Source organism: Pantoea sp. CFCC18179 (genome assembly GCF_059412405.1).
The window spans coordinates 195186-220593 of record NZ_JBNBPM010000003.1 but is presented as its reverse complement, the minus strand read 5'-3'; the positions used below and the strand labels follow the sequence as shown (position 1 = coordinate 220593).

Here is a 25408-nt window from a genome sequence, read left to right as displayed (position 1 = left end):
AGCCTTTTGTGCAATGTTGGTCATAACGACTCAACGCTCATCAAATGGCACGCCGCCTTTCGACTTGTGATGCTTCGGCGTTTCAATGATGGAAACAGTCACTGAATTCGCATCGATCTCAAATGAATCGGCCACCGCAGCGGTAACGGCTTTCAATAACTTCTTCTTCTGCTCAACGGTGCGGCCTTCCGCAGCATAGACAACGATTTCTGGCATCTCAGTCTCTCCTTCACAGTGAAATTTGGTTTTCAGCATACCTCAGGCCGTGTCTGCTGTGCAGCGTGAATCATTGCAAAATGAAAGACTTGGTAAGCGGCATGGCACTCAACGTTCTGGCGGCTGACTATCACCGGGGCCGAGTGAACGCTGCATCACTACGGTGTCGAGCCAGCGACCATGTTTGAATCCCACCGACTTCATCACGCCGGTATGTTCAAAACCCAGCGCACGATGTAATGCCAGCGAACCTTCATTCGCGCTATCGCCGACAATCGCAATGATTTGGCGAAAACCTGCCGCTTCCGCCAGCGCGATGGCTTTCTGCAATAACGCACGACCAATGCCGCGACCGGTTTGTTGATGATCGAGATAGATCGAATCTTCAAGGGTAAAACGATAGGCGTAGCGCGGGCGATACGGCGCTAAATAGCAATAACCCAGCACCTGATCATCTTCTTGCGCCACCAGCCAAAAACCGCCGCGCTGCTGCACATCCTGCACGCGGTTCTGCATTTCGCTGGTGGAAGGCGGTTCGGTCTCAAAGGTCGCGGTGCCATGCAAAACATGCCAGGCGTAAATCTGCTGAATAGCCGCCGCGTGATGTGGCCGAGCGGGAATAATATCCATATGTTCCTCTGTGTTACCCAATAAAAACCACAGCATGCCATTACGCCGCATGCCAATCATCGGGTTTAACAATAGGAAATTTTTATGGCTAATTTCTAACGAATCGTAGGGTCGCCATTCATGGCGACCGCTTAATTCTGCTCTGACAATTGCACTGCCATGGTGTCTGGCTCCAGCGCTTCAAACACATGCGGCTCATCAGCGGGATAACAAATGTAATCGCCGGGATGTAATTCCACTGGCGAGTCGCTCGGGCCAACCAGCGCACGGCCACGCGCAATAATGATGTGTTCCACCGATCCAGGCGGATGCGGTTTGGATGCGCGCGGTGCGCCGGGTTGGCTGGTGACTAAATAGAGATCGCGGCGGCCGCCAGGCGGGCAGCTTGCCAGCAACGCGGCTTGGTAATCGGCCATCTCCGCTGAGACGATCATGCCTTCGCCGCGCCGAATCACCTGCAAGCGTTTCACTTCTGGCTCCATCAAACGCGCAAAGGGAATATTCAACGCCACACACAGCGCCCACAAGGTTTCGAGGCTGGGATTACCGTTGCCTGCTTCCAGTTGCGACAGCGTCGATTTCGCAATGCCAGCGCGGCGCGCCACTTCCGTCAATGAAAGTCCCGCGCGTTGGCGTTCGCGTTGTAATCCGACAGAAATGATATTAATGGGCGTGGTCAAACTGACTCCTGTTCATTATATCGAACGTTTGTTCATCTTGTAAAACAATTCAGGTGCGTTCATTATAACGGCTTTCTTGTTCGATATGAGATGAAATTGTGATGCGTCTGGGTGCAGTACCGCTTGATCGCGGCGTGATAAAAGCGATTTTCCTGGTGTGTTTGGCCGACGGCATCGTCGGTCTTTCGTATGGTTCGCTAGCGGCAGCCGAAGGATTTCCATTGTGGGTGCCGATTGCACTCTCGACCTTGGTGTTAGCAGGCGCCTCAGAATTTCTCTTTATCGGCATTGTGGCGGGCGGTGGCAGTCCACTCACCGCAGCCGCTGCCGGTTTATTAGTGAATGCACGTCATCTTCCGTTTGGCATCGCGGTAAAAGATCTGGTGGGGAAGGGCGGACGCAGCCTGTTTGGCTGCCACATCATGAACGATGAAAGTGTGGTGTTCGGCATCTCTCAACCCAAACTGGCGCAACGTAAAGCCGCGTACTGGATTTGTGGTTTGGGCATTTTTGCCGTCTGGCCATTAACCGTAATTGGCGGAGCGATGATCGGACGCTTCATTCCTGATGTTTCCGCCATCGGCTTGGATGCGGTGTTCCCGGCGATTTTGATTGCCTTGATATTCCCGGCGCTACGCCAGAAACGCACCTTGATTCCCGCCTCGTTGGGTACCGCATTATCAGTGCTTGCCACGCCGTTTGTGCCTGCGGGCATGCCGGTGCTGTTCTCTTTATTAGGCTTACTGAGCTGGCGGGAGCGCAAAAATGCAAAATAACCTGATCATTGCTGGAATCGCATTGCTGGCAGTCGGCACTTATGCGATCCGTTTCGCCGGTTACCGTCTTGGCAGCCGCATGCAGATGTCCGAAAAAGCACGCGCGATGTTATCCGATGCCGCGACGGTTTTATTGCTGGCGGTTGCGGTCACCACTGCGTTGTTTGAAGGCACTGATTTCGCCGGCGTGGCGCGCATTGCAGGCGTGCTGTTTGCGGTGTTCCTTGCCTGGCGACGCGCGCCGCTGATTGTGGTGATCATCGGAGCGGCAGTGATGACGGCGCTGTTGCGTTATTTAGGCGTTTCCTAAACGGTTTTGCTACTGTGTAGCATCACCGTTTACCCGCAAACAGGAACCGCTATGAAACCGCGTTTAGCTCGCTGCGATGAAACTGCCGTCTTATGGAAAATCCGCAATCTCGCCATTCGTCATGGCTGCCAATCTGTTTATTCTGCCGAGATTATTGCTGCCTGGACGCCCGATGCGTTGCCCAATGGCTATTTCGAAGCGGTGAAACACAATCCGTTCTTCGTGGTAGACGATCCCGAATATGGCGTGGCTGCCACCGGTTTTCTCGATCTGCACAGCGGCAGTGTAGAAGCGATCTTTACGTTGCCCGCGTGCAACGGCAAAGGTTACGCCAGCGTGATTATGCAGGCGATTATCGATGAAGCGCGCCAGCGCGGTTTCCGCAAACTGACGCTCGCCGCCACGCCCAATGCGTGTGGTTTTTATCTGCGCCACGGTTTTAGCGTGGTGCGTGAAGCGCTGTATCCGTCGGCGTTGGCGAAAGCCGATCTGGCCTGCGTCGAGATGGTACGCGAGCTATGATGATATGAGTGCAAACAACAAGGACAGTGAGAATATGGTGATTAACTGCGTAGCGTATCGTCACGGTAAGCGTGAAGAGCATGTTGATGTTGCGGACATCAGCGAAGTATTGAAAGAAGAAAAGTCGTTCGTGTGGATGGGTTTGTATCAGCCTGAACCGGCCTTTATGCAGACCTTGCAGCAAGAGTTCAGTTTGCATGAACTGGCGATCGAAGATGCTTTGGTCGCGCATCAGCGTCCTAAAATCGAGCAATATGGTGATTCAGTCTTCATCGTGGTGAAAACCGCGCACATGGATGATCAACAGCGCATCAGCTTTGGCGAAACTCACTTCTTCCTCGGCAAAAACTTTCTGATCACCGTGCGCCACGGTTCAGCGGAAGGTTATGCGGCGATCCGCGCTAAAGCGGAAAAGAACCATGCTTTGCTGTGTGAAGGACCGGGTTACGCGCTGTATTGCATCCTCGATTTCATCGTCGATAACTACAGCAAAATCACCGAATCGATGAACGGACGTATTGGCAACCTTGAAGAAGGTATGTTCACCACGCGCTTTGATAATGCTGCGTTGCAGGATGTTTACCACTTGCGGCGTGAGCTGCTGGCACTGCGCAACGCGGCGTTGCCGGTAACCGAGATTTGCCAGCAATTGGTGCGTTTTCATGACGACATCATTCCCAAAAATCTGCGCGCCTATTTGCGCGATGTGCAGGATCATGCCCATCACGTGATGATTGATGCCGAAGACATGCGTGAAATGCTTACCAGCGCGATGCAGGTCAATCTGGCGTTGGTTTCGGTGCAGCAGAGCGAAGTGAATAAAAAGCTCGCTGGTTGGGGGGCGATTCTGATCGTGCCGACCATCATATTTAGCATGTATGGCATGAACTTCCCGGATATGCCCGAGTTGCACACTCACTTTGGTTATCCTGCGGTGTTGGTGGTTACCGTGGTGATTTGCGGAGTGATGTGGTCGCGGCTGAAAAAAGCCAGTTGGCTTTAGCGCCTGGCTGATTTTTATTCAGACTTTTTTGTTATCACTGCGGGCCGATTGGGTTCGCAGTGTCAGCGTTCTTCCTCTACCTAAACTTTCCCCGATAAAAACACCAAGATGAATCAAACCGCGGCATGGCGAGCAAATTGTTCATCTTAGTGTCACCCCGCTGACATATTGATCGATTTTTCATCATCAACTTTTCCTATTACAGACTCGAATTAAATACAACATATCCCACATTAACCACATTTACTGGTCTTGATTCGGGCAACAAGCCTTGCCACTATCATTCCACAGTCAAGCAATAAAGCAGGATGTGGCGATGTCGGTTGAACGTGTAATACCGCAGGAAATGCCCGATGTGCTGAGCGCGGCACAGCAAATTCGTTCGGGCGAACTCAGCAGCGAAGCTTTGGTGGCAAGTTGCCTGAAAAACATCAAAACCCACAATCCCACATTGAATGCGTTTGGCGATGTTTATGATCAACAAGCATTAGAAGAGGCGCGCTGCTGCGATGCGGAACGTCAGCAAGGTCAACTACGCGGCCCGTTGCATGGCGTGCCATTTGGCATCAAAGATCTGTTCTCCACCGCCGGATTGCGCACCACCAAAGGTTCGCTGACCTCGCTGGATAACGTGCCAGATAGCGATGCGCCGATCATCGCGCGACTCAAGCAAGCGGGCGCCATCATCATTGGCAAAACCGCTACCACCGAATTTGGCTGGACCGGTTCGAGCTATTCGCGCGTTTTTGGTCACGGTCGCAATCCGTGGGATACGGCGCTAACCAGCGGCGGCTCCAGTTCAGGATCGGCAATAAGTGTTGCGGCACGCATGGTGCCAGCGGCGTTGGGATCGGACGGCGGCGGATCGGTGCGCATTCCCGGTGCGTTCTGCGGCATCTTCGCGCTCAAAGCCTCGCTGGGTCGCATCCCCACCTGGCCGTGGTCAGCGACCGAAATGCTTAGCCATGCTGGGCCGATGACACGCACCGTACGCGATAGCGCGCTGCTGTTCGATCTGCTTTCTGGCCCCGACGCGCGCGATCATCAAGCGCTGCCGGCCAAAAAAGAATCCTGGCTGGAACGTTGCGATGCGCCACTTGCGCCGCTGCGCGTGCATTACAGCCCAACGCTGTTTAATACGCCGGTGGACCCGCGTATTGCCGCATGCGTTGAGCAGGCAGTTGAGCAAATTGCTCACGCTTTGCCGGTGACACTGACGGTAAAACCGCTGACGTGGCAATCGCCATTCGACACTTTTGATACGTTGTGGAGCGGCGGACGCGGCGTGGCGTACGGCGCAGCACTCAAGCAGCAGTTGGACCAACTCGATCCTGGCTTCGCCGCGTTAATCGAACGGGCGCAGCGTCTGGATTTAGCCGATTACCTCGCGGCGCAAAAACAGCGTGCGGCGTTTGCCAATCAGGTACATGCGCTGTTTGACGAAATCGATTTACTGATTATGCCAACGCTGCCGATTCTGCCGTTTGCTGCCGACCGTCATGTCCCGGAATCGCAGCCAACAGGCGACAGCGGCGTGGAGTGGGCGCGCTGGACGCCGTTTACCTGGCCGTTTAATTTGAGTGGCAACCCGGCGGCGACCATTCCATGCGGCTTTACGCCAGAAGGTTTGCCGGTGGGATTACAGGTGATTGGCCGACGTTATGCCGAAGGCGATGTGCTGCAATTCTGCGCCGCGCTGGAAGCCTTAATGCCGTGGGATCACCATCGCCCGCCAAATTCGTAGGGTCGCCATTTAGGGTGACCGAAAATAAGGACAAACATGATCAATCAGCCGCGCCTCGATGAGATCAAAAGGATTCTGAGTCACGACAAACGGGTACGCGTCAACGAGCTGGCGCAAACCTTCGTGGTGTCGGAAGAGACGATTCGCCGGGATTTGAAGTATCTCGAAGAACAAGGCGTGTTAAGACGCGTGCACGGCGGCGCCATCTTGCCGGTCGCCAGTGAAGAACAGCCGCTGCAAATTCGCAGCCGCATCAAACCGCGCGCCAAAGTCCGCATTGGACAGTTAGCCAGCGAACTGGTGGAGGAGGGCATGGCGCTGTTCCTCGATACCGGCACCTCAACGCTGGCGCTGGCGCAGCAGTTAACGCGCTTTTCGCGCTTGAAGATTATTACCAATTCGATGGATATCGCCGCGTTGTTAACGCAACAAAGCGAGAACGCTGTGACGCTAACACCAGGGCGCGTTCGGCGAAATGATAACGCACTGATTGGCCCCCATACGCTGGAGTTTGCCCGGCAGTTTCACTACGACATCGCTTTTATGGGCATTGGCGCAGTGGATCGGGAAAACGGGTTTATGGACTACGAAGAGCCGGAGGCGTTATTGCGGCGCGTGCTGAGCACGCACTGTCGTCAGAGTGTGATTCTGGCGGATGAAGGCAAATTTGGACTGCGAACGTTTGTGAATACGCTGCCGTTCAGCGCGGTTGACACCTTAGTGACCAATGCGCTTCCCGCGGCAGCTTTTGTAGCGAGTCTGGAGAATGCCCATGTCAACATCCTCCATCCCGGCAACGCCGCGGATGACACCACAAGATTATCAGGCGTTTGATGCGCTGTTCGCGCTGAGCAGCAGTATCGGTGCAACGCAAGCGGGGGGATTACATCGCCTTACTGCGTCAGCCGCTGATAAGCAGATGCGCGATGCGTTTTGTAGCTGGCTAGCGCAGCAGGGTTTCAGCATTCGCATTGATGAGATTGGTAATATTTTTGGTTTGATGACGTTGCGCGAAGGTGCGCCGTGGATTCTGTGCGGTTCACATCTCGATAGCCAACCGTTGGGGGGACGCTTTGACGGCGCGTATGGCGTAACCGGCGCAGCTGCCACCATCGCCGCATTGGTGCGCCAGTTGCGCGAATTACCTGACGCGGCGCAACGCAATCTGGCGGTGGTGAACTGGACCAATGAAGAGGGCGCGCGTTTCCAGCCCAGCTTAACCGGCAGTTCGGTGTTTACTGGCGCGATGACATTAGCGCAAGCGTTGGCGTGTGAAGATAGCGATGGTGTGACTTTGCAAAGTGCATTGCACAGCATTGGCTATTGCGGCGAAGCCTTACCTGCATTGCCACTGGCGGCTTACCTTGAACTGCACGTTGAACAAGGGCCGCATCTCGAACAGCAGAATATGCAAATCGGCGTGGTGACAGAAACCTGGGCAGCGCTGAAGTGGCAAGTGACGTTTCGCGGTGAGCAAAATCATACCGGGCCTGCATTAATGCCGCGCCGCCGCGATGCGCTTTTGGCGGCAGCACAAACCATCGTTGCGGTGCGCGCCGCCGCAGAACGCTACGGCGAAGTGCTGCACACCTCGGTTGGCCGTCTCGAAACCGCACCGAATTCACCCAACGTGGTGACGCGTGAAGCCACGGTATTTATCGAATTTAGGTCGGCTGATGAAGCGCTGTTGCAGCAACTGCGCGACAGCTTCAGCCAGCAGTTGCTGGAGATCGCCCAGCAAACCGCAACTGATGTCAGCCTTGATCGCGCCCAATTGCGGCCACGCCAGCAATTGCATCACGGCTTAAGTCAGTTGGCGCTGGCGCAGGCACAAAAGCTGGGATTGAGCGCCATGCCGATGCGCACCGTGGCAGGCCACGATGCCATCAGCCTGAGTTATGTCTGCCCGAGCGCGCTGCTGTTTGTGCCGAGTGTCAATGGCTTGTCGCATAACGAGCAGGAATTTACCGCCGAGCAGGATCTGCATCGCGGTTTGGATCTGCTGATGGCGCTGTTAAGTGAACTCTGTTTGTCTCCGCACGCGTTGGAGGAAACATCATGATCAGCCGTTTACAACAGGCTTTGGCACGCTGGCAACCGGCGCAGCAATTTGAGGTTCAGGCAGGTACTGCTGGCGTCGCTTCGCCGCATCGTCTCGCCACCGAATGGGCCGGTTTTCATCTTGCCGCTGCGGGCGTGCGCTACTACGCAAAAGTGCTTTTTGATGATCAAAAAGCGTTGATCGATTTTGCTCGCAGCGCGGAAATCAGTCGCCAGGCGGGAGAATTGGGCATTGCACCCTCGCTGCTGCATGTGGATACGGAATTAAACGTGCTGATCTTCGCCGCGCTGGATGCTGATTATCGCTGGGCTAAGCTGGAAACCTTCCGCGATCCGCAACACTTTGGCGCCTTGACGCGCACGCTGGATAAATTGCACCAATCGGGTTTGCCGCTGCCTGCGCAAACTCGCCAGCACGATATGTTGCAGCTGCGCCAGCAAATCGCACTGCACAAGGTGAGCTTGCCCGACGAACTGCACTGGCTGGGCGAATGCGTCGATTTGGCCTGGCAAGCGTTGAACAGCGCGCCGTTTGAACCGGTGCTGATCCACGGCGACAACATTGCCAGCAACTGGATGATCAACAGCCGCGGCGAATGGCAAATGCTGGATTTCGATTATGCCGCGCAAGGCGATGCCTGGCACGATATCGCCACACTGATTCATGAACAATTGCCAACGGACGATCGCTGGCGTGATGCGATTCGCGCATGGCGCGGCACTTGCAGCGAAGCCGACGTGGCGCGTTGCCGCTTGTATGCGCTGGTGGACGATTATCACTGGACGCTGTGGGGCATGCTGAATGGCTGCACCAGCCCGCGCGGTTTGGAATTTGCCAAGCTGGGACAGTGGATGCTGCTGCGCTGCCGTCAAAGTGCCAGCGATGCGCGATTTGAACGATGGTTAAGCCTGACTGCGGAGGCGTCACGATGAGCAAAATGCCAGGAGAAGCACAAAGCGTGCAGGAACAGCGCGTCGAAAAAGCGATTGCCGCGATGTCTACGTGGCAGGGCAGAGCGGTGCGTTACCGTCCGGTCAGCGGCGGCATTTCCAATGCCAACTGGCGTGTGGAGGTCGAAGGCGCGCCCTGTGATTACTTCGTCAAAGTTCCCGGCGCAGGCACCGAGCGCTTTATCAATCGCGATACCGCACACGAAGCCAGCCTTAAAGCGGCAGAAACCGGCTTCGGCGTACCGGTTGTGGCCTATCTGCGCGAGTTGGGCGTGGAAGTGTTCGAGTTCATTGATGGCTGGCGTGCGTCATCGAATCTTGATTTCCAGCAGCAGGCGATTCGTCATCGCGCATTGCACGGGCTGAAAAGCTTTAACGATCAACCATTGTTGCAGCAGAGCAAAACCGTGTTCGACATGCTGAATGAACACATTGAGCAAGTCACCGCATTGAAGGTGCCGTTCTCAGCGGATGCGGCATGGTTGCACAAACAGGCTCAACGCGCACAACACGCATTGGAAGCCGCCGGGCTGGATTTGGTGCCGTGCATGAACGATACCCTCGCTGGTAATTTCATGCTCAACGCCGACAATGATATTCGGCTGGTGGATTTTGAATATGCCTCGAATAACGATCGTTGTTATGAATTAGCTTTGTGGTTTGGCGAAATGTTTTTCACGCCGCAAATTGAATTGGAATTATTAGAGGATTATTTCGGCAAGGTGGATAACGCATTATTTGCACGCGTACAAATTCATAAATATCTCGCCGATATGAAGTGGTCAACGTGGGCGATTATTCAACATAACGTCGCCGATATTGATTTTGATTTTTCTAAATACGGTGCATGGAAGAATTTACGCGCCCGCAGCGTATTAAATCATCCCGATTGGGAGAATTGGCTGCGTGCAGTGTAATTGGCCAAGGCCACGTCATACCCGCGTTCGTAGGGTCGCCATTTATGGTGACCTGTGATTAATAGGCAAATAAAGATTTTTACCACCGGGGAGAGGCTGTTTTTCAGCAGGTAATGGAGTGCGCATACCATAAATAAACGTTGAGGAAATCGCTATGAGTTCGATGGTCATCGGGCAACAACTGCGCGCCCGCATTAGCATTAAAAATAAAATCTTTTCCATATACCTGCTGGCGTTATTACTGCTAGCGCTCTGTCCGCCACTTTATTTAAGCGTAAGTGGCAGCAGTGCACTATTTCTGGGGATTCCACTACCGATTATTTACTGGCTGGCTATCGCCGTATTTCTTGGTATTGGATTGTGGGTGATGTACCTCGCGGAGTGTGCATTTGGTGAAATTCCGCAAGATGAGGAAGTATCATGAAAATCAGCGCAGCAGAACCGCATTACTTAATCACCTTTGGCATGATTGGGCTGTTTCTGGCGATCATGATCGCCGTCCTTTACGCCACCAATCGTAAAAGCACCTCGTTTTCTGATTATGCCGTTGGCGGACGTTCTTACGGTCCGTGGTACATCGCCATGAGTTACACCAACTCCTGGTGGCCGGGCGCAACGTTCACCGCTTTCTTTGCGTTATCAGTCAGCGGCGTGATTGGTTTTTATGGCGCGGTCTATTCAACGCTAGGCGTCACCGCAATGTATTTGATGGCGCGCCGCGCGTGGAAATGGGGCCAGCATTTCAACCTCACAACACAACCCGATCTGCTGGGCATGCGCTTTAACAGCCCGGCAGTGAAACGCGTGGCATCGATCATCGGCATCATCTGCGTATTCCCGTGGGTGGTAATGGGGATTCAGGCATTGGCGCTGTTGGTGGAGTTCGCCAGCTTTGGTCGCTGGGGCGTCACCACTTGCTTGATCGCGGGTGTGCTGCTGATTCTGGTACGCCAATATTGGACCGTTAGCATGGGTATGCGCGGGCTGATCATGACCGATATGTATCAGGGCATCATCGCTTACGGCTTGGGTGCGTTAGTTTGTGTGATCTTGCTGTTCACCGGCGATCACAGCTATGGACAACTCGCCACGCTGCCACCGGCAATGCTGCAAATCCCAGGCGCAGAAGGCTCGCATTATGGTCCGTGGTACATGTTCAGCCTGATTTTCACTGGCGTGATCGGTTCGATGTGTTGGCCGATGAGTTTCCAGCGCATCTACACCGCCAGCGGCATTCGTGCGGTGAAGAAGGGCACATTGTTGACCATCCTGCTGGTCGGCGGTTTCTACGCCATCCTGATGTTGTTCGCCACCGCCGTGAGCCAGGACGCCAATGTGCAAGCCAATCCACAAAACGGTTTCTTTACCGCGCTGTTTGATCAAGGCGGCCCGTGGTTGCTGGCGATAGCGCTGGTGATCGTTTTGGCAGCGAGTATCGGTCACGTCGATGGTTGCGTACAGGTGTGTGGCACGCAATTCGCCAACGACCTCGCGACCTGGAACAAACCGCGTAGCGATCGTCAGTTAACGGTATTAGCGAAATCCGGCATGGTGGTGTTTATCGTCGCCGCAGCACTGTTGGCGTATTTCACTTTCAACTATTCACGACTGCAATTGCTGGCGCAGATCTCGTATCAAGGCATCATTCAGTTAGCGGTGCCGCTGTTCTTCGGCATCTTCAGCCGCTTTGGTAATAAGCAAGGCGCATTGATGGGCATGATGACCGGCATTGTGATCGCCATCGTGCTGACGGTGTTCTACCCGGACGACATCCCGGCGCTGGGATCGCTCACCAGCGGCATTGTGGGTTTGGCGGGTAACGTCGCAGTATTTGTGGTGTGCGGTTTACTGATTCCAGTGGACGCTAAAGAGAAAGAGCGCGTCGAGGCTTTGTTTGCACTGGCTGATGGCGTAAAACAACCGGCGACGAAACCGATTCTGAATTAATTCGTTGCGTTCAAATTACAAGCAAGGCCATGATAACGCTCTGATTGCTGCTGGAGCTTATCATGGCCGCCACCTCACCACTGAATATCGGTTTTCTGCTGTTTCCCAACCTAACGCAACTCGATCTCACCGGCCCGTGGGAAGTGTTTGCCCGCATGCCCAACGTCAACAATTACCTGATTTGGAAAGATCGCCAACCGGTGATATCGGATCGGGGTATGGCGATCGTGCCTACCATGACGTTCCAAGAATGTCCTCAACTCGATTTAATCTGCATTCCCGGCGGTCCCGGACAAATTGCGTTGATGGATGATATCGAAACCCTGGATTTTGTACGCCACATGGCGGAAAACGCGCAATGGGTAACATCGGTGTGTACCGGCTCTTTGGTTTTAGGTGCGGCGGGATTGTTGCAGGGATATCGTGCGACGTCGCATTGGGGATCGTTAGATCAATTGAGCTTACTAGGCGCTACGCCGGTTGCGGAACGCGTGGTGCGTGATCGCAATCGTATTACCGGCGCGGGTGTGACGTCGGGCATCGACTTTGCTTTAACCGTGGCTGCAACATTGTTTGGTCGCGACGTAGCGGAAAATATTCAACTGCAAATGGAATATGATCCCGCTCCGCCATTCAATTCGGGTTCTCCGCGTACTGCTTCTGGAGAACGTTTAGCCCAGGCAAAACTGCAAATGAGTGACTTTATCGCCCGGCGACGTTTAGCCACTGAAATGGCCGCAGATCGGCTTAAACACTGAAGATCCCACGCCAAAGAGCTGGCGATTTCAGCCTGAAATCGCCACCTATTCATTATCAATGTGCGCTGGCCGTAGGACGCATGGTGATTTCATTGACGTCAACTTCGCCAGGCTGATCGATGGCCCAACTGACTGCTTTCGCAATCGCTTCTGGCTTGAGTGCGATCTGGCGATAACTCTTCATCGCTTCGCGCGCCACACTGTCGCTGATGGTGTCGGCGAGTTCCGATTCCACTACGCCTGGATTGATCACCGTAACGCGTAGCTGGCGCGACTCCTGACGCAATCCATCCGAAATGGCGCGCACCGCAAACTTGGTGGCGCAATACACGGCGGCGGTAGGCGAAACCGCCAGCGCACCAATCGAGGCGATATTAATGATATGGCCGAATTGCTGTGTTTGCATGGTCGGTAACACCGCTGCGATGCCGTACAACACGCCACGAACGTTGACGTCGAGCATCAAATCCCACTCATCCACTTTCAGCGAACTCATTGGCGACAGCGGCATCACACCTGCGTTGTTGATCATCACATCAATGCGACCATATTTCTCCAGCGCGAAATCCGCCAGCTGCTGCGTGTCGGCTTTTCGGGTTACGTCGGTGGCGAGATAATCCACCTCGGCGCCGTTAAAGCGCAGTTCATCGCACAGTGCGGAAAGACGATCGGTGCGGCGCGCGCCCAGTAGCAATTTGTGGCCTTCAGCCGCCAGTAAACGGGCAATGCCTTCGCCGATGCCGCTGCTGGCACCAGTTAAAATAATCACTTTGCTTGCGGTAGACATAATTAATTCCTCGTTGAGTTGACGAGGCTATTGTTGATGTTTGTCGAAAAACGCAACAGACCGGATTGTGGCGCATGATTGCCTGATCCTCTCGCCGCAGTTGTGCGGATTTCATTATTAAGGCTATGCTTTGCCTGAATCTCTCCGGGAACGTCATCATGTCGCAAACCGTGCAACAACGAACCTGCGCGTTACTCAGTCAGCTGGCGCGTCAGGAAGGCTATACCGAATCATTGCTCGATAGCGTGCGTTTTATGCGGGCCGATCGCCAATGGGCGCGCACGCCGGTGCTGTATGAACCGAGCATCATCATTATTTGTCAGGGTTCGAAACGCGCTTTCCTCGCCGACAAAATGTATCGCTACGATGCGCAACACTATTTGGTGTTATCGGTGCCGCTGCCGTTTTCCGCCGAAACAGAAGCGACCTCGGAAGAACCGTTGCTGGGAATTGCCGTGCGTTTGGATGCCACCATGGTCGCGCGGCTGGTGGCGCAATTGGTTGATGTAGAAACGGCGTTGCCACCAGCCGGGATTATCTCCACGCCGGTCAATGAGTCGTTGGCGGAAAGTACTTTGCGATTATTAGAAGCGTTGAGCGATCCGCTCGAAGCCAAAGTGTTGGGGCCAGCGCGCGTTGAGGAGATCTGTTTTCGTGTATTGATGGGCGAGCAGGGCGGAGCGGTGCGGGCGGCGTTAACCTACCAAGGTCATTTTGGGCGTATCGCGCGGGCTTTACAGCGCATCCATGCTGACTGGCGCTTGCCGTTAGATGTGCCGCATTTGGCGAATGAAGCCGGTATGAGTGTGCCGCGTTTTCATTTGCATTTCAAAACCGTCACGCAAACCTCGCCGATTCAATATGTTAAATCGTTACGTCTGCATCAGGCACGTTTAATGATGATTCGCGATAATCTCACTGCCGCCGGAGCGGCGGCACGCGTGGGCTATGAAAGCGATTCGCAGTTTAATCGTGAGTTCAAACGGATGTTTGGTCGCAGTCCTGCGGAAGAGGCGCGAGTGATGAAGCGAGCGTTTGAGTTATTACCGCCGGAGCAATTATCCGGCCAATTACAGGCGCATTAACTTAGCGAATGCCCATTACGGCAACGATCAGCAAGATCCAAAATGCAGCACAGCCTGCGAACATCAGCTGCCAAACCTGGTGGCGTTCGGTGGTGAACAGCGCAGAGATACGAGTACGTAAAATCGTTTGCATAGTAACCTCAAGTTAAAATGTTTAAAGGGAGTTCACTGAGCGAAGTAAGAAAGTGCTGTCAGTGGAATGCGAACATTCTGACGATTTGAGGGGTTGTAATCGACAAGACCGGTCTTGTTTTTTCGTTTAAAAAATAAACATTACAAACAATAAAGCTAAGCGTGGCACTGATTTACGCTTAGCTCTCAGGTAGGAAATTTCCGTTACACGCTGCGTGTGACGCCGCCATCGACGCGAATATTCTGGGCGGTGATGTAGGCTGCGCCCGGTGAAGCCAGGAAGGCGATGGTGGCCGCGACTTCTTCTGCTGTGCCGTAACGTTGCAGCGGCACGCTGTCACGACGCTGATCGGTTTTCGGCAAACTATCGATCCAGCCAGGCAAGACGTTATTGATGCGAATGTTATCGGCGGCGTAGGTATCGGCGAAGATTTTACTGAACGACGCTAAACCGGCGCGAAACACCGCTGACGTTGGGAACATATCGGTCGGTTCGAAAGTCCATGCCGAAGAGATGTTGATGATGCTGCCGCCACCTTGCTGCTGCATGATGGGCGTGACCAGACGCGTGGCGCGAATCACGTTCAACAAATAGGTTTCCATGCCGAGCTGCCATTGCTCGTCGCTCAATTCGAGAATCGGTGCGCGCGGGCCGTGACCCGCACTGTTGACCAACACATCAATACGGCCCCAGCGCGCCATCGTTTGATCAACCAGGTTCTGCAAATCTGCGACCGACTGATTTGAACCCGTCACGCCCAATCCGCCCAAACGTTGCGCTAACGCTTCGCCTTTGCCGGAAGAAGAGAGGATCGCCACTTTATAACCTTCGCTGGCTAACTTCTCTGCCGCTGCTGCGCCCATTCCGCTGCCACCAGCAACGATTACTGCGACTTTTTCTACTGTCATTTCGTCCATTCCTCATCAATTTTATTCGATTTAAGCCAGTATAAAAGGTAATTTCAGCAACAGAGAGTCAGTCTGTTTGCCAATTGACAGTAGGAAAACTATAGGATGAGCCAGGGATTTAACGATCTGCCACCCCTCAATGCGTTGAAGGTGTTCGAAGCGGTCACGCGCCATCTCAACTTCCGGTTGGCGGCCGAGGAATTGGGAGTAACGCAAGGCGCGGTGGCGCAGCAGATCCGCGGATTGGAGGCCAGCCTCGGGCTGAAACTGTTTGAGCGTTTGCCGCGTACATTGGCGTTGACCGGCGCAGGCGCGGGCTATGCCGTGAGTATTCGCCAGGCGTTTGAATTGATCGATGAAGCCACGCGCACGCTGCGCCCGGAGCCTAATCGCCTGACACTCAGCGTTACGCCCACATTTGCCAGCCGCTGGATGCTGCCACGTTTACCCAGTTTCACCGCCGCATGGCCGGAGATCGATCTGCGCGTGCTGGCTTCCGAGCGTTTGGTGCAGTTTCATCATGAAGGCGTCGATTTAGCGGTGCGTTACGGGCGGCCGCCGTTTGGCGTGGGATTGGATGCGACCTTGCTGTTCAGACAATCGCTGCTGGCGGTGATCAGCCCAACATTATTGGCAGAACACGGCGATCCGCGTGACAAGGCACATTGCCAGCGCTACGCCTTGCTCCACGATGGGCATCATCTGTGGCCGGCGTTTCTCTCTTTTATCTTCCCAGGTCAGTCGCTGCATCATCCGCATCATTTACGCTTCAACCAAACTGCGCTGGCGCTGGAAGCGGCGATCAGCGGGCAGGGCATGGCGCTCACCAGCCCGCATTTTGTGCAGAACGATCTCGCCAGCGGGCGTTTAGTTCCGGCGTTTACACAGCAGATGGAAGTGGATGCTGGATGGTATTTGGTTTGGCCGCGCCGTCCGCGTGAGCCAGCAGCGGTGATCGCCGTACGTGATTGGCTAATGTGCCAGGTTTCGTAGGGTCGCGATTGATGGTGACCGCCATTTTTGACATCAATAAATCTGATGATCCACCGTGGATCATGAATGTTATAACTGCCTAACGATGCAGAACTGGCTTTTTATCCTGCTCAGGCAGTGAATTAGAAAATTCTTGCGAAAATTCAGCAAGTAACCAAAAGGATTGCGCGTTGCAATCTGCTGGATGCTGTGAATAAATACGGAGTCAATTTTAATAAAAATGCCATAAAGGCCAGGCTCTGCCTGAGAAAGATCATTGCAAACATGACCGATCATAAAGATGTTTTAGCCAGGGACATCAGCGCCAAAAGTGAAAGCCTGCAAGCGCACCTCATCGCCATTCGCCGTGACATCCACGCGCATCCGGAGCTGGGTTTCGACACCATTCGTACCGCCAACATCGTTGAGCAAGAGCTGCTGCGTTTAGGTTTGACGCCAAAAACCGGCGTCGGTCGCACCGGCGTGATGGTGGACATCGTCGGCGATCATCCGGGTAAAACCGTGCTGTTGCGCGCTGACATGGATGCGCTGCCAATTCATGAACAAACCGGCTTGCCGTTCAGCAGCCAATATCCCGGCAAAATGCACGCCTGCGGCCACGATATTCACACGGCAACGCTGCTCGGCGTGGCAGCGATTGTGCCGCACTACCGTGCGCAACTGCATGGCACGCTGCGCCTGATTTTCCAGCCAGCCGAAGAAACCCCTGAAAGCGGTGCCGAAGCGATGATTGCCGATGGCGCGGCGGACGGCGTTGATCTCGCCATTACGCTGCACAACAAACCTGAGCTGGCGGCAGGAGAGGTTGCCCTGACACGCGGCGCTAGCACCGCATCGAGCGATGATTTTGATGTGATTGTGCACGGCAAATCGGCCCATGCGGCGCGCCCGCACATGGGCGTCGATCCGATTATTGCCGCGGTGAATTTGATCAATCAGCTGCAAACCATTATTTCACGCGAGCTGGATCCAGCTGATTCGGCGGTGCTAACCATCGGCCATATTCATGGCGGCAGCACGCACAACATCATTTCTGACAGTTGCCTGATCCAGGGCACGGTGCGTACCAAATCGCCTGACGTCCGCAAGCTGATCGAAGCGGCGTTTAAGCGTATTTGCGCGGGCGTAGCGCTGTCATTGAACACGCGTATTGACGTTAATTATCAACTTGGCGTGCCGCCGCTGATGAACGACGACGCGCTGATCGATGCGCTGGAACCGATTTTGTCGCATCAATTCGGTAAAGCGATTATCGCCAAACCCAGCGCCAGTTTTGGTGCCGAAGATTTTTCGCTGTTTACCGAACGCGCGCCGGGTTGCCAAATCCATATTGGTTCCGGCACGCCGGGCCGCGACGACCATTTGCACAACTCGGATTATCAACCCGACGAACGCAGTATCGATGCTGGCACGCAGGCGCTTGCCCGCATAGCCATTGATTTACTCTCTTAAAATAACGAACTCTGAGGTTTCATGATGATGCGTAAAGCACTGTTTGCTGCTGGTTTATTACTGGCTTCTTCCGCTCTGGTTCAGGCAAAAGATTTTGGCACCCTGAAATTCGCCACCGAAGCGGCTTATCCTCCGTTTAACCAATCCACGCCGAACGGCAAAATCGTGGGTTATGAGCCGGATATGGTGGCTGAAATCGCTAAGCGTGCCGGTTTCAAATATGAAATCGTGGCGCAGAAATGGTCGGGGCTGATTCCAGGTTTGGTTGATGGCAAATACGACGCGGTGATTGATGCGGTCACCGTCACGCCTAAACGTGAAGAAGTGGTGGATTTCTCGCGCCAGTACACCGTGAGCGTTTCCGGTTTCGTGACGTTGAAAAAGAGCGCGGTGGATACTTTGCCGGGCGATGGCGAAGTGGTGCAGGTCGCGAATGACGCCGATATGAGCAAAGCCATTGACGCACTGAAAGAGAAATTCAAAGGCAAAACCATCGCCGTGCAGGTAGCCACCATTCAGGCCGACTTCCTCAACAAATATCTGGCCGACGTTGCCACTATCCGCACTTATCAAGCCGGTCCAGAAACCTTCGCGGATTTGCTGAATGGCCGTGTGGATGCGGTGATGGCCTCGCGCACCAACCTCAATGCTTACGTGAAAAAGCATGCGGATAGCGTTAACAGTACCGGCTACGGTTTCTCCGGCGGCGTGTTGGGCCAGGGCTCAGCTATCGCGGTGCAGAAGAACAATCCTGAGCTGAAAGCGGCGCTGGATAACGCGATCAATTCCATGATCAAAGATGGCACGCTGAAGCAGCTGTCAGAAAAATGGTTCGGCGAAAACGTCGCGCCTGCGGAGTAATGCTGGACGCTTATGGCTATTGATTGGCAACTTTTAGGTTTTGGTGATGAAGGCTGGGGTGGCGTGTTGCTTAACGCCGCCACGGTCACCGTCACGGTTTCATTGTGTGCATGGCTGCTGGGCGCGGTGCTCGGCAGCGTATTGTGTTGGATGCAAATTGGCGGCGCGCGCTGGCAACAGCGCCTCGCCAATGGCTACATCACGCTGTTTCGTGGCGTGCCAGAGCTATTGGTGATCTACCTGTTTTACTTTGGTGGACGCCAGGTGGTTTCGTTTGTTGGCGAAGCGCTGGGATTGCAAGGCCCGTTCGATGTGAACGGCTTTGTCGCCGGGGCGATTGCCATTGGCCTGATTTCGGGCGCGTATCAAAGCAGCGTGTTCCGTGGTGCATTTTACGCGATCCCCAAAGGCACGCTGGAAGCCGCAACGGTGACCGGCATGGGACGCCTGATGCTGTTCCGCCGCATGATTGTGCCGCAAGCGTTGAAAACCGCGCTGCCGGGCATGGGCAATCAGTGGCAATCGGTGATCAAGGAGTCGGCGCTGGTTTCGGTCACCGGTTTGGTGGAAACCATGAACCAGATTTCTACCGCCTCGAACTCAACGCAAATGCCGTTCTTTTTCTACAGCGTTGGCGCGGTGATCTACCTGATCATCACCACCTGTTCCGATTTTGTTTTCCGCTATGTGGAAAAAGTGGCCATGCGCGGGCAACAACGCGCGCGGTTGTAAGGAGCCACGATGGATATCACTTTTCTGCAACACACCTTGTCGGCATTGCTGCGCGGCTTGCCGCTGACGCTCAATTTAGCGTTGTTATCGCTGCTGGGCGGCGGCGTGCTGGCGTTGCTGCTGAATCTGTTACGGCAAAATCGTGTTGGCAGCTATGTCACCCGTTTCTACGTTTGGGTATTTCGCGGTACGCCGCTGCTGATTCAGATTTTCATGATTTATTACGGTCTCGGCAGCTTGCCCGCGGTGCGTGAAAGCGTGCTGTGGCCGCTGCTGCGCGATCCGTACTGGTGCGGTTTAATTGCGTTGATTCTCAACGACGCGGCATACACCTCAGAAATTTTGCGCGGTGGGCTAAATGCCGTTAGCGTGCAGTCGCTGGAAGCCGCCAAGGTCAGCGGCATGTCGCGTTTCACCACGCTACGCCGCATTACGCTGCCGCTGGCGGTGCGTCAGGCGCTACCCGCGTACAGCAATGAAATCATCTCGATGATCAAAGCCACTTCGCTGGTCAGCACCATCAGCTTGATGGAAATGACCGGCATCGCCGATTCGATTGTTTCCGAAACCTTCCGCGCGCTCGAGGTGTTTATCAGCGCGGCGATTATCTATCTGCTGCTGACCGTGTTGGTGAGTAAAGCGGTGGCGCTGCTGGAGCGCCGTTTATCCCCTTATCACGTTGGAGCACGTTCATGAGTAAACCCACTATCGCCCTGAGCCACCTCAGAAAAAGTTATAGCGGGCATGAAGTGCTGCACGACATCAGCCTGACGGCGCAGGATGGCGATGTGATTTCGCTGATCGGCGCCAGCGGATCGGGCAAAAGTACGTTGCTGCGCTGCATTCCATTTTTGGAGGTGCCGCAGGGCGGGGAAATCACCGTCGGCGATGAAGTGGTGACGATTGATAATCCTGATGAAAAGCTCAGCCGTGAACAACAACGCAGTATCAAATTGATGCGTATGCAACTGGGCTTCGTGTTCCAGAGTTTCAATTTGTGGCCGCACAAAACCGTGCTGCAAAACATCATCGAAGCGCCAATTCACGTGCAGAAGCGCAGCAGCAAGGAGGCGATTGAAGAGGCGGAAGCGCTGTTGCACAAAGTCGGGCTTTACGAGAAACGTAACGCATGGCCGTCGCAGCTTTCAGGCGGACAGCAACAACGTGTGGCGATTGCGCGCGCGCTGGCGCAGCAGCCGAAAGCGATTCTGTTTGATGAACCGACGTCGGCGCTTGATCCTGAATTGGTCGGCGAAGTGTTGCGCGTTATCCGCAGCCTGGCGGAGGAGGGACGCACCATGATTATCGTTACCCATGAAATGGGCTTCGCGCGCGACGTTTCAAACAAAGCGGTGTTCTTGCATCAGGGCAAAGTTGAGGAAGCCGGCTCGCCGCAGCAAGTGTTTAGCGATCCGATCTCGGACCGTTGTCGCGCCTTTGTTAGCAGTCACTTGCAGCGCAACAGCTAACCAGATTAGTGCTAATGGTTTTCCCGGCTAAATTGTGGAAAAATCGCCCTCCCTGAACGGAGGGTTTTTTTCACTGTAGAGCGATGGAAAACGATGCCGCACACTTACCGCCCATGGATGAAAAGGTATTGGCTGGTCTGGCTACTGTTAACGCTGATCACCTTGATTGCGTTATTTGCCGATCAAATTTTACAGCAGCAACAGGCAAGCGAAGCTAACTTTCACGAGCAATTTAATCGCATCGCCACTTACCAAACGCAGAACGAAACCCTGCTGCCGCTGCTTTCCGGTGATGAAGATCTGCTGACGCTGCAAGGCAAATTCCCGCAACTGGTGATGCTGGAGCGCACGGTAAATCGCCCGCTCACCGCGCCGCGTTTTGAAGAAGTCAGCGGCGGCCGTTACTGGCTTTACAATCCTTATCGCCAAATTCGCATGCTGGTGGATCTGCATTTTGCGTTGCAAAGCGCTGACGTTGCGCTGGCGCTGGCTTTTCATATCCACGCGCCGCCTGCGATTCAGTCGGCGGCCTATTCTGAAAATGCGCGCTGGCAATGGCAACGGCCCTTTATCAATCACTATCAACCGTTTTTACTTAAGGGCAGCGCTGATCCCGATTGGCGTGCGCTGCATGTGTTGCCGTTCACGCTGGCGTTAGTGGTGTGGCTGGTGATCGGCGTGCTCGGCTGGTGGTTGCTGCTGCATTGGCGGCGACATGTCGAGATGCGGCTGCGTGCCGACTATTTCCAGCGCACGCGGCGTGAAGACCTCGGTGAGTTCACCGCGGGTATCATCCACGAAATCAATCAGCCGTTGACCGCCATTAACACCTGGTTGCACAGCAGCCAGTTACTGTTGAAGCAGGGCAAGCACGAGAATTTGCCGCAGGCGCTGAATGCTATGAACCTGCAAACCGAACGGCTTGCCGGCTTGCTCCAGCGCTTTCGCGATATCGTCAGCGAGCGTCCGGTGGCGATGAGCGCCGTCAGCCCGGAAGTTGTGTGGCGACGCGTCACGGTGCTGCTGCAACAGGAATTGGATGATGGCGATATTGAACTGCGGCAGAAATTTCAGCATGACCAGGCGCAGGTGCTGAGCGATCCACAATGGCTGGAACAGGTGTTCCATAACGTGCTGCAAAACGCCATTCACATGCAGCAAGGACGGCCCGATGCGTGGGTGAAAATTGCCTCGGAACACGTGCCGCACGGCATCAAAATCATCATTAGCGATAACGGCCCAGGCTTCACTGCGGAAGGATTAGCGCAGGCTTGCATGCCGTTTTACAGCTCGCGCGCCAACAGCATGGGATTAGGCATGACTTTGGTCGAGAGCTTGATGTTACGCATGAACGGCCAGCTGCGGCTGGCAAACCGCGCGGCAGGTGGCGCGGAAATCACCTTAATTTTCCAACTGGCGGAGTAACGGAATGGGCGCAAAGGTTTGGTTAGTGGATGATGATTTATCCGTACGGGAATCGCTCGGTTTTTTGCTGAAAACGTTGGATTACGACGTCGAGGATTTTGCTGATTTAGCCACTTTCGAAGCGGCGACTCAGGCGCAGGAGCCGCTGCAAGGTTGCTTATTGTTGGATGTACGCATGCCAGGCATTAGCGGATTAAGCTGGCTGGCGGAGCAGGGCGATCGTCATCCGCTGCTGCCGGTGATCATCATGACCGGACATGGAACTATCGAAGCCTGTCGCCGCGCGTTTCGTCAGGGCGCATTTGAGTTCTACACCAAACCATTGGATATCGAACCGCTGCTGGAAACTCTTCATCAAGCAATGAATGAGAGCGAGCAGCGTGCGCAGCGCTGGCAGTCGCAACAGGGTTTGCAGGCGCGTTTTGCCCTATTGTCATCGAGAGAAAATGAAGTGATGCAGTTGATGATTGCCGGGCAAACCAGCAAAGAGATCGCGCGGGATCTTTCGCTGTCGCCGCGCACCGTTGAGGCGCATCGCGCAGCGGTGTTTGCCAAGCTGGAGTTGAGCAACCTCGCGCAACTGATTCACGCGTGGCAGCAGTTGAACCAGGTATAACTACCTGGTCGCACGCGTAATCCTCCGAATATTTCTTTTCCCTTCGGCTAGATAAAGTGTCACTCAACTAATTCAAGGAGTGACACATGAACATTCGCCTTTCCCTGATTGCCGCTGCGGCGGCGTTCGTCTCTTTCGGCAGCCACGCGGCATTAACTGAAACTAACCTTTCACTGGCTGATGCACAGAAACTGGCTAGCGCGGCGATTCAATCCTGCGCGGCTAAAAACTACAACGTGACGGTCACCGTGGTGGATCGCGCCGGTTTGGTGAAAGCGGTGCAGCGCATGGATAACGCCGGTCCGCACACCATCGAAGCCAGCCGCATGAAGGCGTTTACCGCGTTGAGCAGCAAAAACACCAGTGGCAAAGTGATGGAAGCGGCGCAGAGTAATGCCGGTGCGCAGAACATGCGTGATATTCCAGGCTACCTGTTGTTGGCGGGCGGCGTGCCGGTGAAAAGCGGCGATCAGGTGATTGGCGCGATGGGTATCGGTGGCGCACCGGCCGGTAATTTGGATGAAGCCTGCGCGATGGATGCGTTGAAGGTGATGCAGTAAGCGTTTGAGTGGCGGTCACCATAAATGGCGACCCTACAAAACCATGCAATCCGTAGGGTCGCCATTTATGGTGACCCATTTGCGTATTACGACTTGTGTCGCGACAGCGCGAAACACACCAGCGGCAGCGGCAAGGTAAACAGCAGCAACAACCACAACAGCACATACACTGAATCAATGCCGTTGTTTTGCAGATTGTTGTACAACTGCACCGGCATGCCCTGCGGGAAGTAAGCAAAAATCATCACAATGCCAAATTCGCCCATCGCGCGCGCCCACGCTAATGCGCTGGCCGTAGCCAAACCTGGCGCGGCAATCGGCAGCGATAAGCGCCAAAAGCATTGCCACGATGACGCGCCCAGCGTACTGCCCACGTCCAAAATATCCTTTGGCACCGTGGCAAACGCAGAACGGGCTGTGGTGATGAAGTAGGGCAGCGCGCCATACCATTGCGCCAGAATAAAAGCGGCGGGATTATTCACCAGCGTCCAACCAAACTTGCTCAGCAACTCGCCCGGCACGCTATACGGGCCGTAAGCGCTCACCAGCAAAATACCCATCGCCAGCGGCGGCGTCAGCAGCGGGATCATCACCAGCAATTCGACAACGAATCGTGCCCGACCGTTGGCGCGTGAAAGCCACCACGCGACCGGCAGCCCTGTGATAAAAATCAGCAGCAGCGCAATGCCGCCTAAACCTAATGAGGTGGCGATGGCATGGCTGTCGCCCCACGCCAACTGCAAATGCTGCCAGTTAGTGACACCAATCAGCGTGATAAACGGCACTGCCAGCATCAACAGTGCTGGCAGTGACAGCCACAACGCGGTGGCGTGACGGTAGCGCATTATGGGTAGATCGAATCGCCTTTCGGCGCAGCGTAACCATTTTGTTTAAACAGCGCCTGACCCGGCTGGCTCAGCATGAAATCGACAAACGCTTTGCCCGCTGCGGTACCGTGTGGTGCATTCTTCAGCACGGCGGCGTAGTAAACCAATGGCTGCGTGTGCAGCACCTTGTCTTTACCTGCGCTGTCTTTCACGCTGAAACTCACCGTGTCGTACCACTGTTTCGACATCGCCGGATTGCTCAGATTAATCTCGTCAGGCAGCGCCACATACGGCAAGTGTGCGGAGATCACTTCGCTCTCATAACCGGCAGCGGCATCGACTTGGCCACTCTCCAGTCGCGCCAACAAACCGCCTTCCAAATGGGTTTGTGCCGGATTTTGATAGCCGCCCATAATCTTGTCGGCGATGCCTGGCTGGTGGTAATACTTCTCGGCCAGCAGCAGGGTAAAGACGATGTTTTGTCCTTTCGGATCGTTGATCGGATCGGTACGACCAAACTTCAGGCCCGGCGTCGCCAGCACCTTCAGCCAGCTGGCATCACTGCCTTTGGCCTGCGCGAACTGCTGCGCATATTTTCCTTTCGGGCTATATGCCACCACCATGCTGGTACTGGCAACCGGCACCGCATCGTCAATTAATCCGGCATCTTTCAGAATTTGCATCGGTCCCGGCGTGATGGAAACAAACACATCGGCAGTAATTTTTTTGCTGGCGAGCAAACGCGCCATGCCATATGCGCCCTGGCCCTGACCTTCATAGCTGCCGTTGTTTTGTTTAGCAAACGCTGGACCTAAAGATTGATCCATGACTTTGCCCATTGAACCGGCATAAGTGACACGGATATCGGTATTGGCTTGTGCATGCAGACTAAAACCGGCGCCAGCGGTGAGCAGCAGCGCGGTGAGGTGTGAAAAACGCATTCCCTTTCTCGCTGTATAATTAGGTAGATAACGATTATCGGAATTCGATGCGGCGGTGCAAGCAAAAATCTGTTGCGAAATCATACCAAAAGCCCGCCGCAGCG

At 54.6% G+C, this 25408-nt stretch carries 30 protein-coding genes; 22 read left to right on the top strand and 8 right to left on the bottom strand.

What is annotated here, in order from left to right; all coding sequences use genetic code 11:
* Positions 1-30: 30 nt before the first annotated feature.
* The 3 genes from ACPUC7_RS08670 to ACPUC7_RS08660 form a co-directional block, all read right to left on the bottom strand.
* A complete protein-coding gene (locus tag ACPUC7_RS08670) occupies positions 31-216 on the bottom strand; it encodes a tautomerase family protein (RefSeq protein ID WP_034822328.1) in 186 nt (61 codons plus the stop codon).
* A gap of 108 nt (positions 217-324) precedes the next feature.
* Positions 325-846, bottom strand: a complete 522-nt coding sequence (locus tag ACPUC7_RS08665) for a GNAT family N-acetyltransferase (RefSeq protein WP_494922588.1) — start codon at positions 844-846, stop codon at positions 325-327.
* Between the two features lie 131 nt (positions 847-977).
* Positions 978-1526, bottom strand: a complete 549-nt coding sequence (locus ACPUC7_RS08660; RefSeq protein ID WP_494922587.1) for a helix-turn-helix domain-containing protein — start codon at positions 1524-1526, stop codon at positions 978-980.
* A 101-nt stretch (positions 1527-1627) separates the two neighbouring features.
* Here ACPUC7_RS08660 and ACPUC7_RS08655 point away from each other — a divergent pair, with 101 nt between their 5' ends.
* The 12 genes from ACPUC7_RS08655 to ACPUC7_RS08600 all read left to right on the top strand — a co-directional run bounded on the left by ACPUC7_RS08655 (position 1628) and on the right by ACPUC7_RS08600 (position 12515).
* The gene (locus ACPUC7_RS08655; protein WP_343552996.1) at positions 1628-2302 is read left to right on the top strand and encodes an AzlC family ABC transporter permease; all 675 of its coding nucleotides are present in this window, start codon (positions 1628-1630) and stop codon (positions 2300-2302) included.
* Positions 2292-2612, top strand: a complete 321-nt coding sequence (locus tag ACPUC7_RS08650) for an AzlD domain-containing protein (RefSeq protein WP_494922586.1) — start codon at positions 2292-2294, stop codon at positions 2610-2612. The genes ACPUC7_RS08655 and ACPUC7_RS08650 overlap by 11 nt, the downstream gene beginning before the upstream one ends.
* A gap of 51 nt (positions 2613-2663) precedes the next feature.
* Entirely contained in the window at positions 2664-3134 is a 471-nt protein-coding gene (locus ACPUC7_RS08645; RefSeq protein ID WP_494922585.1) for a GNAT family N-acetyltransferase, read from the top strand.
* Positions 3135-3168: 34 nt separating this feature from the next.
* Entirely contained in the window at positions 3169-4137 is a 969-nt protein-coding gene (corA, locus tag ACPUC7_RS08640; protein WP_494922749.1) for a magnesium/cobalt transporter CorA, read from the top strand.
* A 316-nt stretch (positions 4138-4453) separates the two neighbouring features.
* Positions 4454-5881, top strand: coding sequence for an amidase (locus tag ACPUC7_RS08635; protein WP_494922584.1), 1428 nt, complete (start codon positions 4454-4456; stop codon positions 5879-5881).
* Positions 5882-5917: 36 nt separating this feature from the next.
* On the top strand, positions 5918-6715 hold the full coding sequence (locus ACPUC7_RS08630) for a DeoR/GlpR family DNA-binding transcription regulator (protein ID WP_343552992.1): 798 nt from the start codon (positions 5918-5920) through the stop codon (positions 6713-6715).
* Complete coding sequence (locus ACPUC7_RS08625; RefSeq protein ID WP_494922583.1) at positions 6654-7943, top strand: M20 family metallo-hydrolase; 1290 nt, start codon at positions 6654-6656, stop codon at positions 7941-7943. Before ACPUC7_RS08630 ends, ACPUC7_RS08625 begins: the two co-directional genes overlap by 62 nt.
* The gene (locus tag ACPUC7_RS08620) at positions 7940-8875 is read left to right on the top strand and encodes a phosphotransferase (RefSeq protein WP_494922582.1); all 936 of its coding nucleotides are present in this window, start codon (positions 7940-7942) and stop codon (positions 8873-8875) included. Before ACPUC7_RS08625 ends, ACPUC7_RS08620 begins: the two co-directional genes overlap by 4 nt.
* Positions 8872-9810 (top strand): phosphotransferase, encoded by a 939-nt coding sequence (locus tag ACPUC7_RS08615; protein WP_494922581.1) that lies wholly within the window; start codon positions 8872-8874, stop codon positions 9808-9810. Before ACPUC7_RS08620 ends, ACPUC7_RS08615 begins: the two co-directional genes overlap by 4 nt.
* A gap of 154 nt (positions 9811-9964) precedes the next feature.
* A complete protein-coding gene (locus tag ACPUC7_RS08610) occupies positions 9965-10234 on the top strand; it encodes a hypothetical protein (RefSeq protein WP_343552988.1) in 270 nt (89 codons plus the stop codon).
* Complete coding sequence (locus tag ACPUC7_RS08605) at positions 10231-11757, top strand: sodium:solute symporter family protein (protein ID WP_494922580.1); 1527 nt, start codon at positions 10231-10233, stop codon at positions 11755-11757. The genes ACPUC7_RS08610 and ACPUC7_RS08605 overlap by 4 nt, the downstream gene beginning before the upstream one ends.
* A 62-nt stretch (positions 11758-11819) precedes the next feature.
* Positions 11820-12515: a DJ-1/PfpI family protein gene (locus tag ACPUC7_RS08600; protein ID WP_494922579.1), complete on the top strand. Its 696-nt coding sequence runs from the start codon at positions 11820-11822 to the stop codon at positions 12513-12515.
* A 55-nt stretch (positions 12516-12570) separates the two neighbouring features.
* Here the strand turns inward: ACPUC7_RS08600 and ACPUC7_RS08595 are convergent, their stop codons facing one another.
* On the bottom strand, positions 12571-13302 hold the full coding sequence (locus tag ACPUC7_RS08595) for an SDR family oxidoreductase (RefSeq protein ID WP_494922578.1): 732 nt from the start codon (positions 13300-13302) through the stop codon (positions 12571-12573).
* A 158-nt stretch (positions 13303-13460) separates the two neighbouring features.
* Here ACPUC7_RS08595 and ACPUC7_RS08590 point away from each other — a divergent pair, with 158 nt between their 5' ends.
* Positions 13461-14387 (top strand): AraC family transcriptional regulator, encoded by a 927-nt coding sequence (locus tag ACPUC7_RS08590; protein WP_494922577.1) that lies wholly within the window; start codon positions 13461-13463, stop codon positions 14385-14387.
* 1 nt (position 14388) lies between these two features.
* Here ACPUC7_RS08590 and ACPUC7_RS08585 read toward each other — a convergent pair whose 3' ends face one another.
* Together ACPUC7_RS08585 and ACPUC7_RS08580 are read right to left on the bottom strand one after the other, a co-directional pair.
* A complete protein-coding gene (locus ACPUC7_RS08585; protein WP_343552982.1) occupies positions 14389-14520 on the bottom strand; it encodes a hypothetical protein in 132 nt (43 codons plus the stop codon).
* Between the two features lie 203 nt (positions 14521-14723).
* Complete coding sequence (locus ACPUC7_RS08580; protein ID WP_494922576.1) at positions 14724-15428, bottom strand: SDR family oxidoreductase; 705 nt, start codon at positions 15426-15428, stop codon at positions 14724-14726.
* Between the two features lie 105 nt (positions 15429-15533).
* Here ACPUC7_RS08580 and ACPUC7_RS08575 point away from each other — a divergent pair, with 105 nt between their 5' ends.
* From ACPUC7_RS08575 to ACPUC7_RS08535, 9 genes are all read left to right on the top strand, one after another.
* Complete coding sequence (locus tag ACPUC7_RS08575; protein ID WP_494922575.1) at positions 15534-16421, top strand: LysR substrate-binding domain-containing protein; 888 nt, start codon at positions 15534-15536, stop codon at positions 16419-16421.
* 264 nt (positions 16422-16685) lie between these two features.
* Positions 16686-17873: a M20 metallopeptidase family protein gene (locus ACPUC7_RS08570; RefSeq protein ID WP_494922574.1), complete on the top strand. Its 1188-nt coding sequence runs from the start codon at positions 16686-16688 to the stop codon at positions 17871-17873.
* A 21-nt stretch (positions 17874-17894) separates the two neighbouring features.
* Complete coding sequence (locus tag ACPUC7_RS08565) at positions 17895-18734, top strand: transporter substrate-binding domain-containing protein (RefSeq protein ID WP_494922573.1); 840 nt, start codon at positions 17895-17897, stop codon at positions 18732-18734.
* A 12-nt stretch (positions 18735-18746) separates the two neighbouring features.
* Entirely contained in the window at positions 18747-19466 is a 720-nt protein-coding gene (locus ACPUC7_RS08560; protein ID WP_494922572.1) for an ABC transporter permease, read from the top strand.
* Positions 19467-19475: 9 nt separating this feature from the next.
* On the top strand, positions 19476-20162 hold the full coding sequence (locus tag ACPUC7_RS08555; RefSeq protein ID WP_343552976.1) for an ABC transporter permease: 687 nt from the start codon (positions 19476-19478) through the stop codon (positions 20160-20162).
* The gene (locus tag ACPUC7_RS08550; protein WP_494922571.1) at positions 20159-20935 is read left to right on the top strand and encodes an ABC transporter ATP-binding protein; all 777 of its coding nucleotides are present in this window, start codon (positions 20159-20161) and stop codon (positions 20933-20935) included. Before ACPUC7_RS08555 ends, ACPUC7_RS08550 begins: the two co-directional genes overlap by 4 nt.
* A gap of 93 nt (positions 20936-21028) precedes the next feature.
* The gene (locus ACPUC7_RS08545) at positions 21029-22360 is read left to right on the top strand and encodes a sensor histidine kinase (protein WP_494922570.1); all 1332 of its coding nucleotides are present in this window, start codon (positions 21029-21031) and stop codon (positions 22358-22360) included.
* Positions 22361-22364: 4 nt separating this feature from the next.
* Positions 22365-22976, top strand: coding sequence for a response regulator transcription factor (locus tag ACPUC7_RS08540; RefSeq protein WP_343552973.1), 612 nt, complete (start codon positions 22365-22367; stop codon positions 22974-22976).
* 86 nt (positions 22977-23062) lie between these two features.
* Positions 23063-23536: a GlcG/HbpS family heme-binding protein gene (locus tag ACPUC7_RS08535; RefSeq protein ID WP_494922569.1), complete on the top strand. Its 474-nt coding sequence runs from the start codon at positions 23063-23065 to the stop codon at positions 23534-23536.
* An 86-nt stretch (positions 23537-23622) separates the two neighbouring features.
* Here ACPUC7_RS08535 and ACPUC7_RS08530 read toward each other — a convergent pair whose 3' ends face one another.
* Both ACPUC7_RS08530 and ACPUC7_RS08525 read right to left on the bottom strand, forming a co-directional pair.
* Positions 23623-24381, bottom strand: coding sequence for a molybdate ABC transporter permease subunit (locus ACPUC7_RS08530; protein ID WP_494922568.1), 759 nt, complete (start codon positions 24379-24381; stop codon positions 23623-23625).
* Positions 24381-25304: an extracellular solute-binding protein gene (locus ACPUC7_RS08525; RefSeq protein ID WP_494922567.1), complete on the bottom strand. Its 924-nt coding sequence runs from the start codon at positions 25302-25304 to the stop codon at positions 24381-24383. The genes ACPUC7_RS08530 and ACPUC7_RS08525 overlap by 1 nt, the downstream gene beginning before the upstream one ends.
* Between the last annotated feature and the right edge of the window lie 104 nt (positions 25305-25408).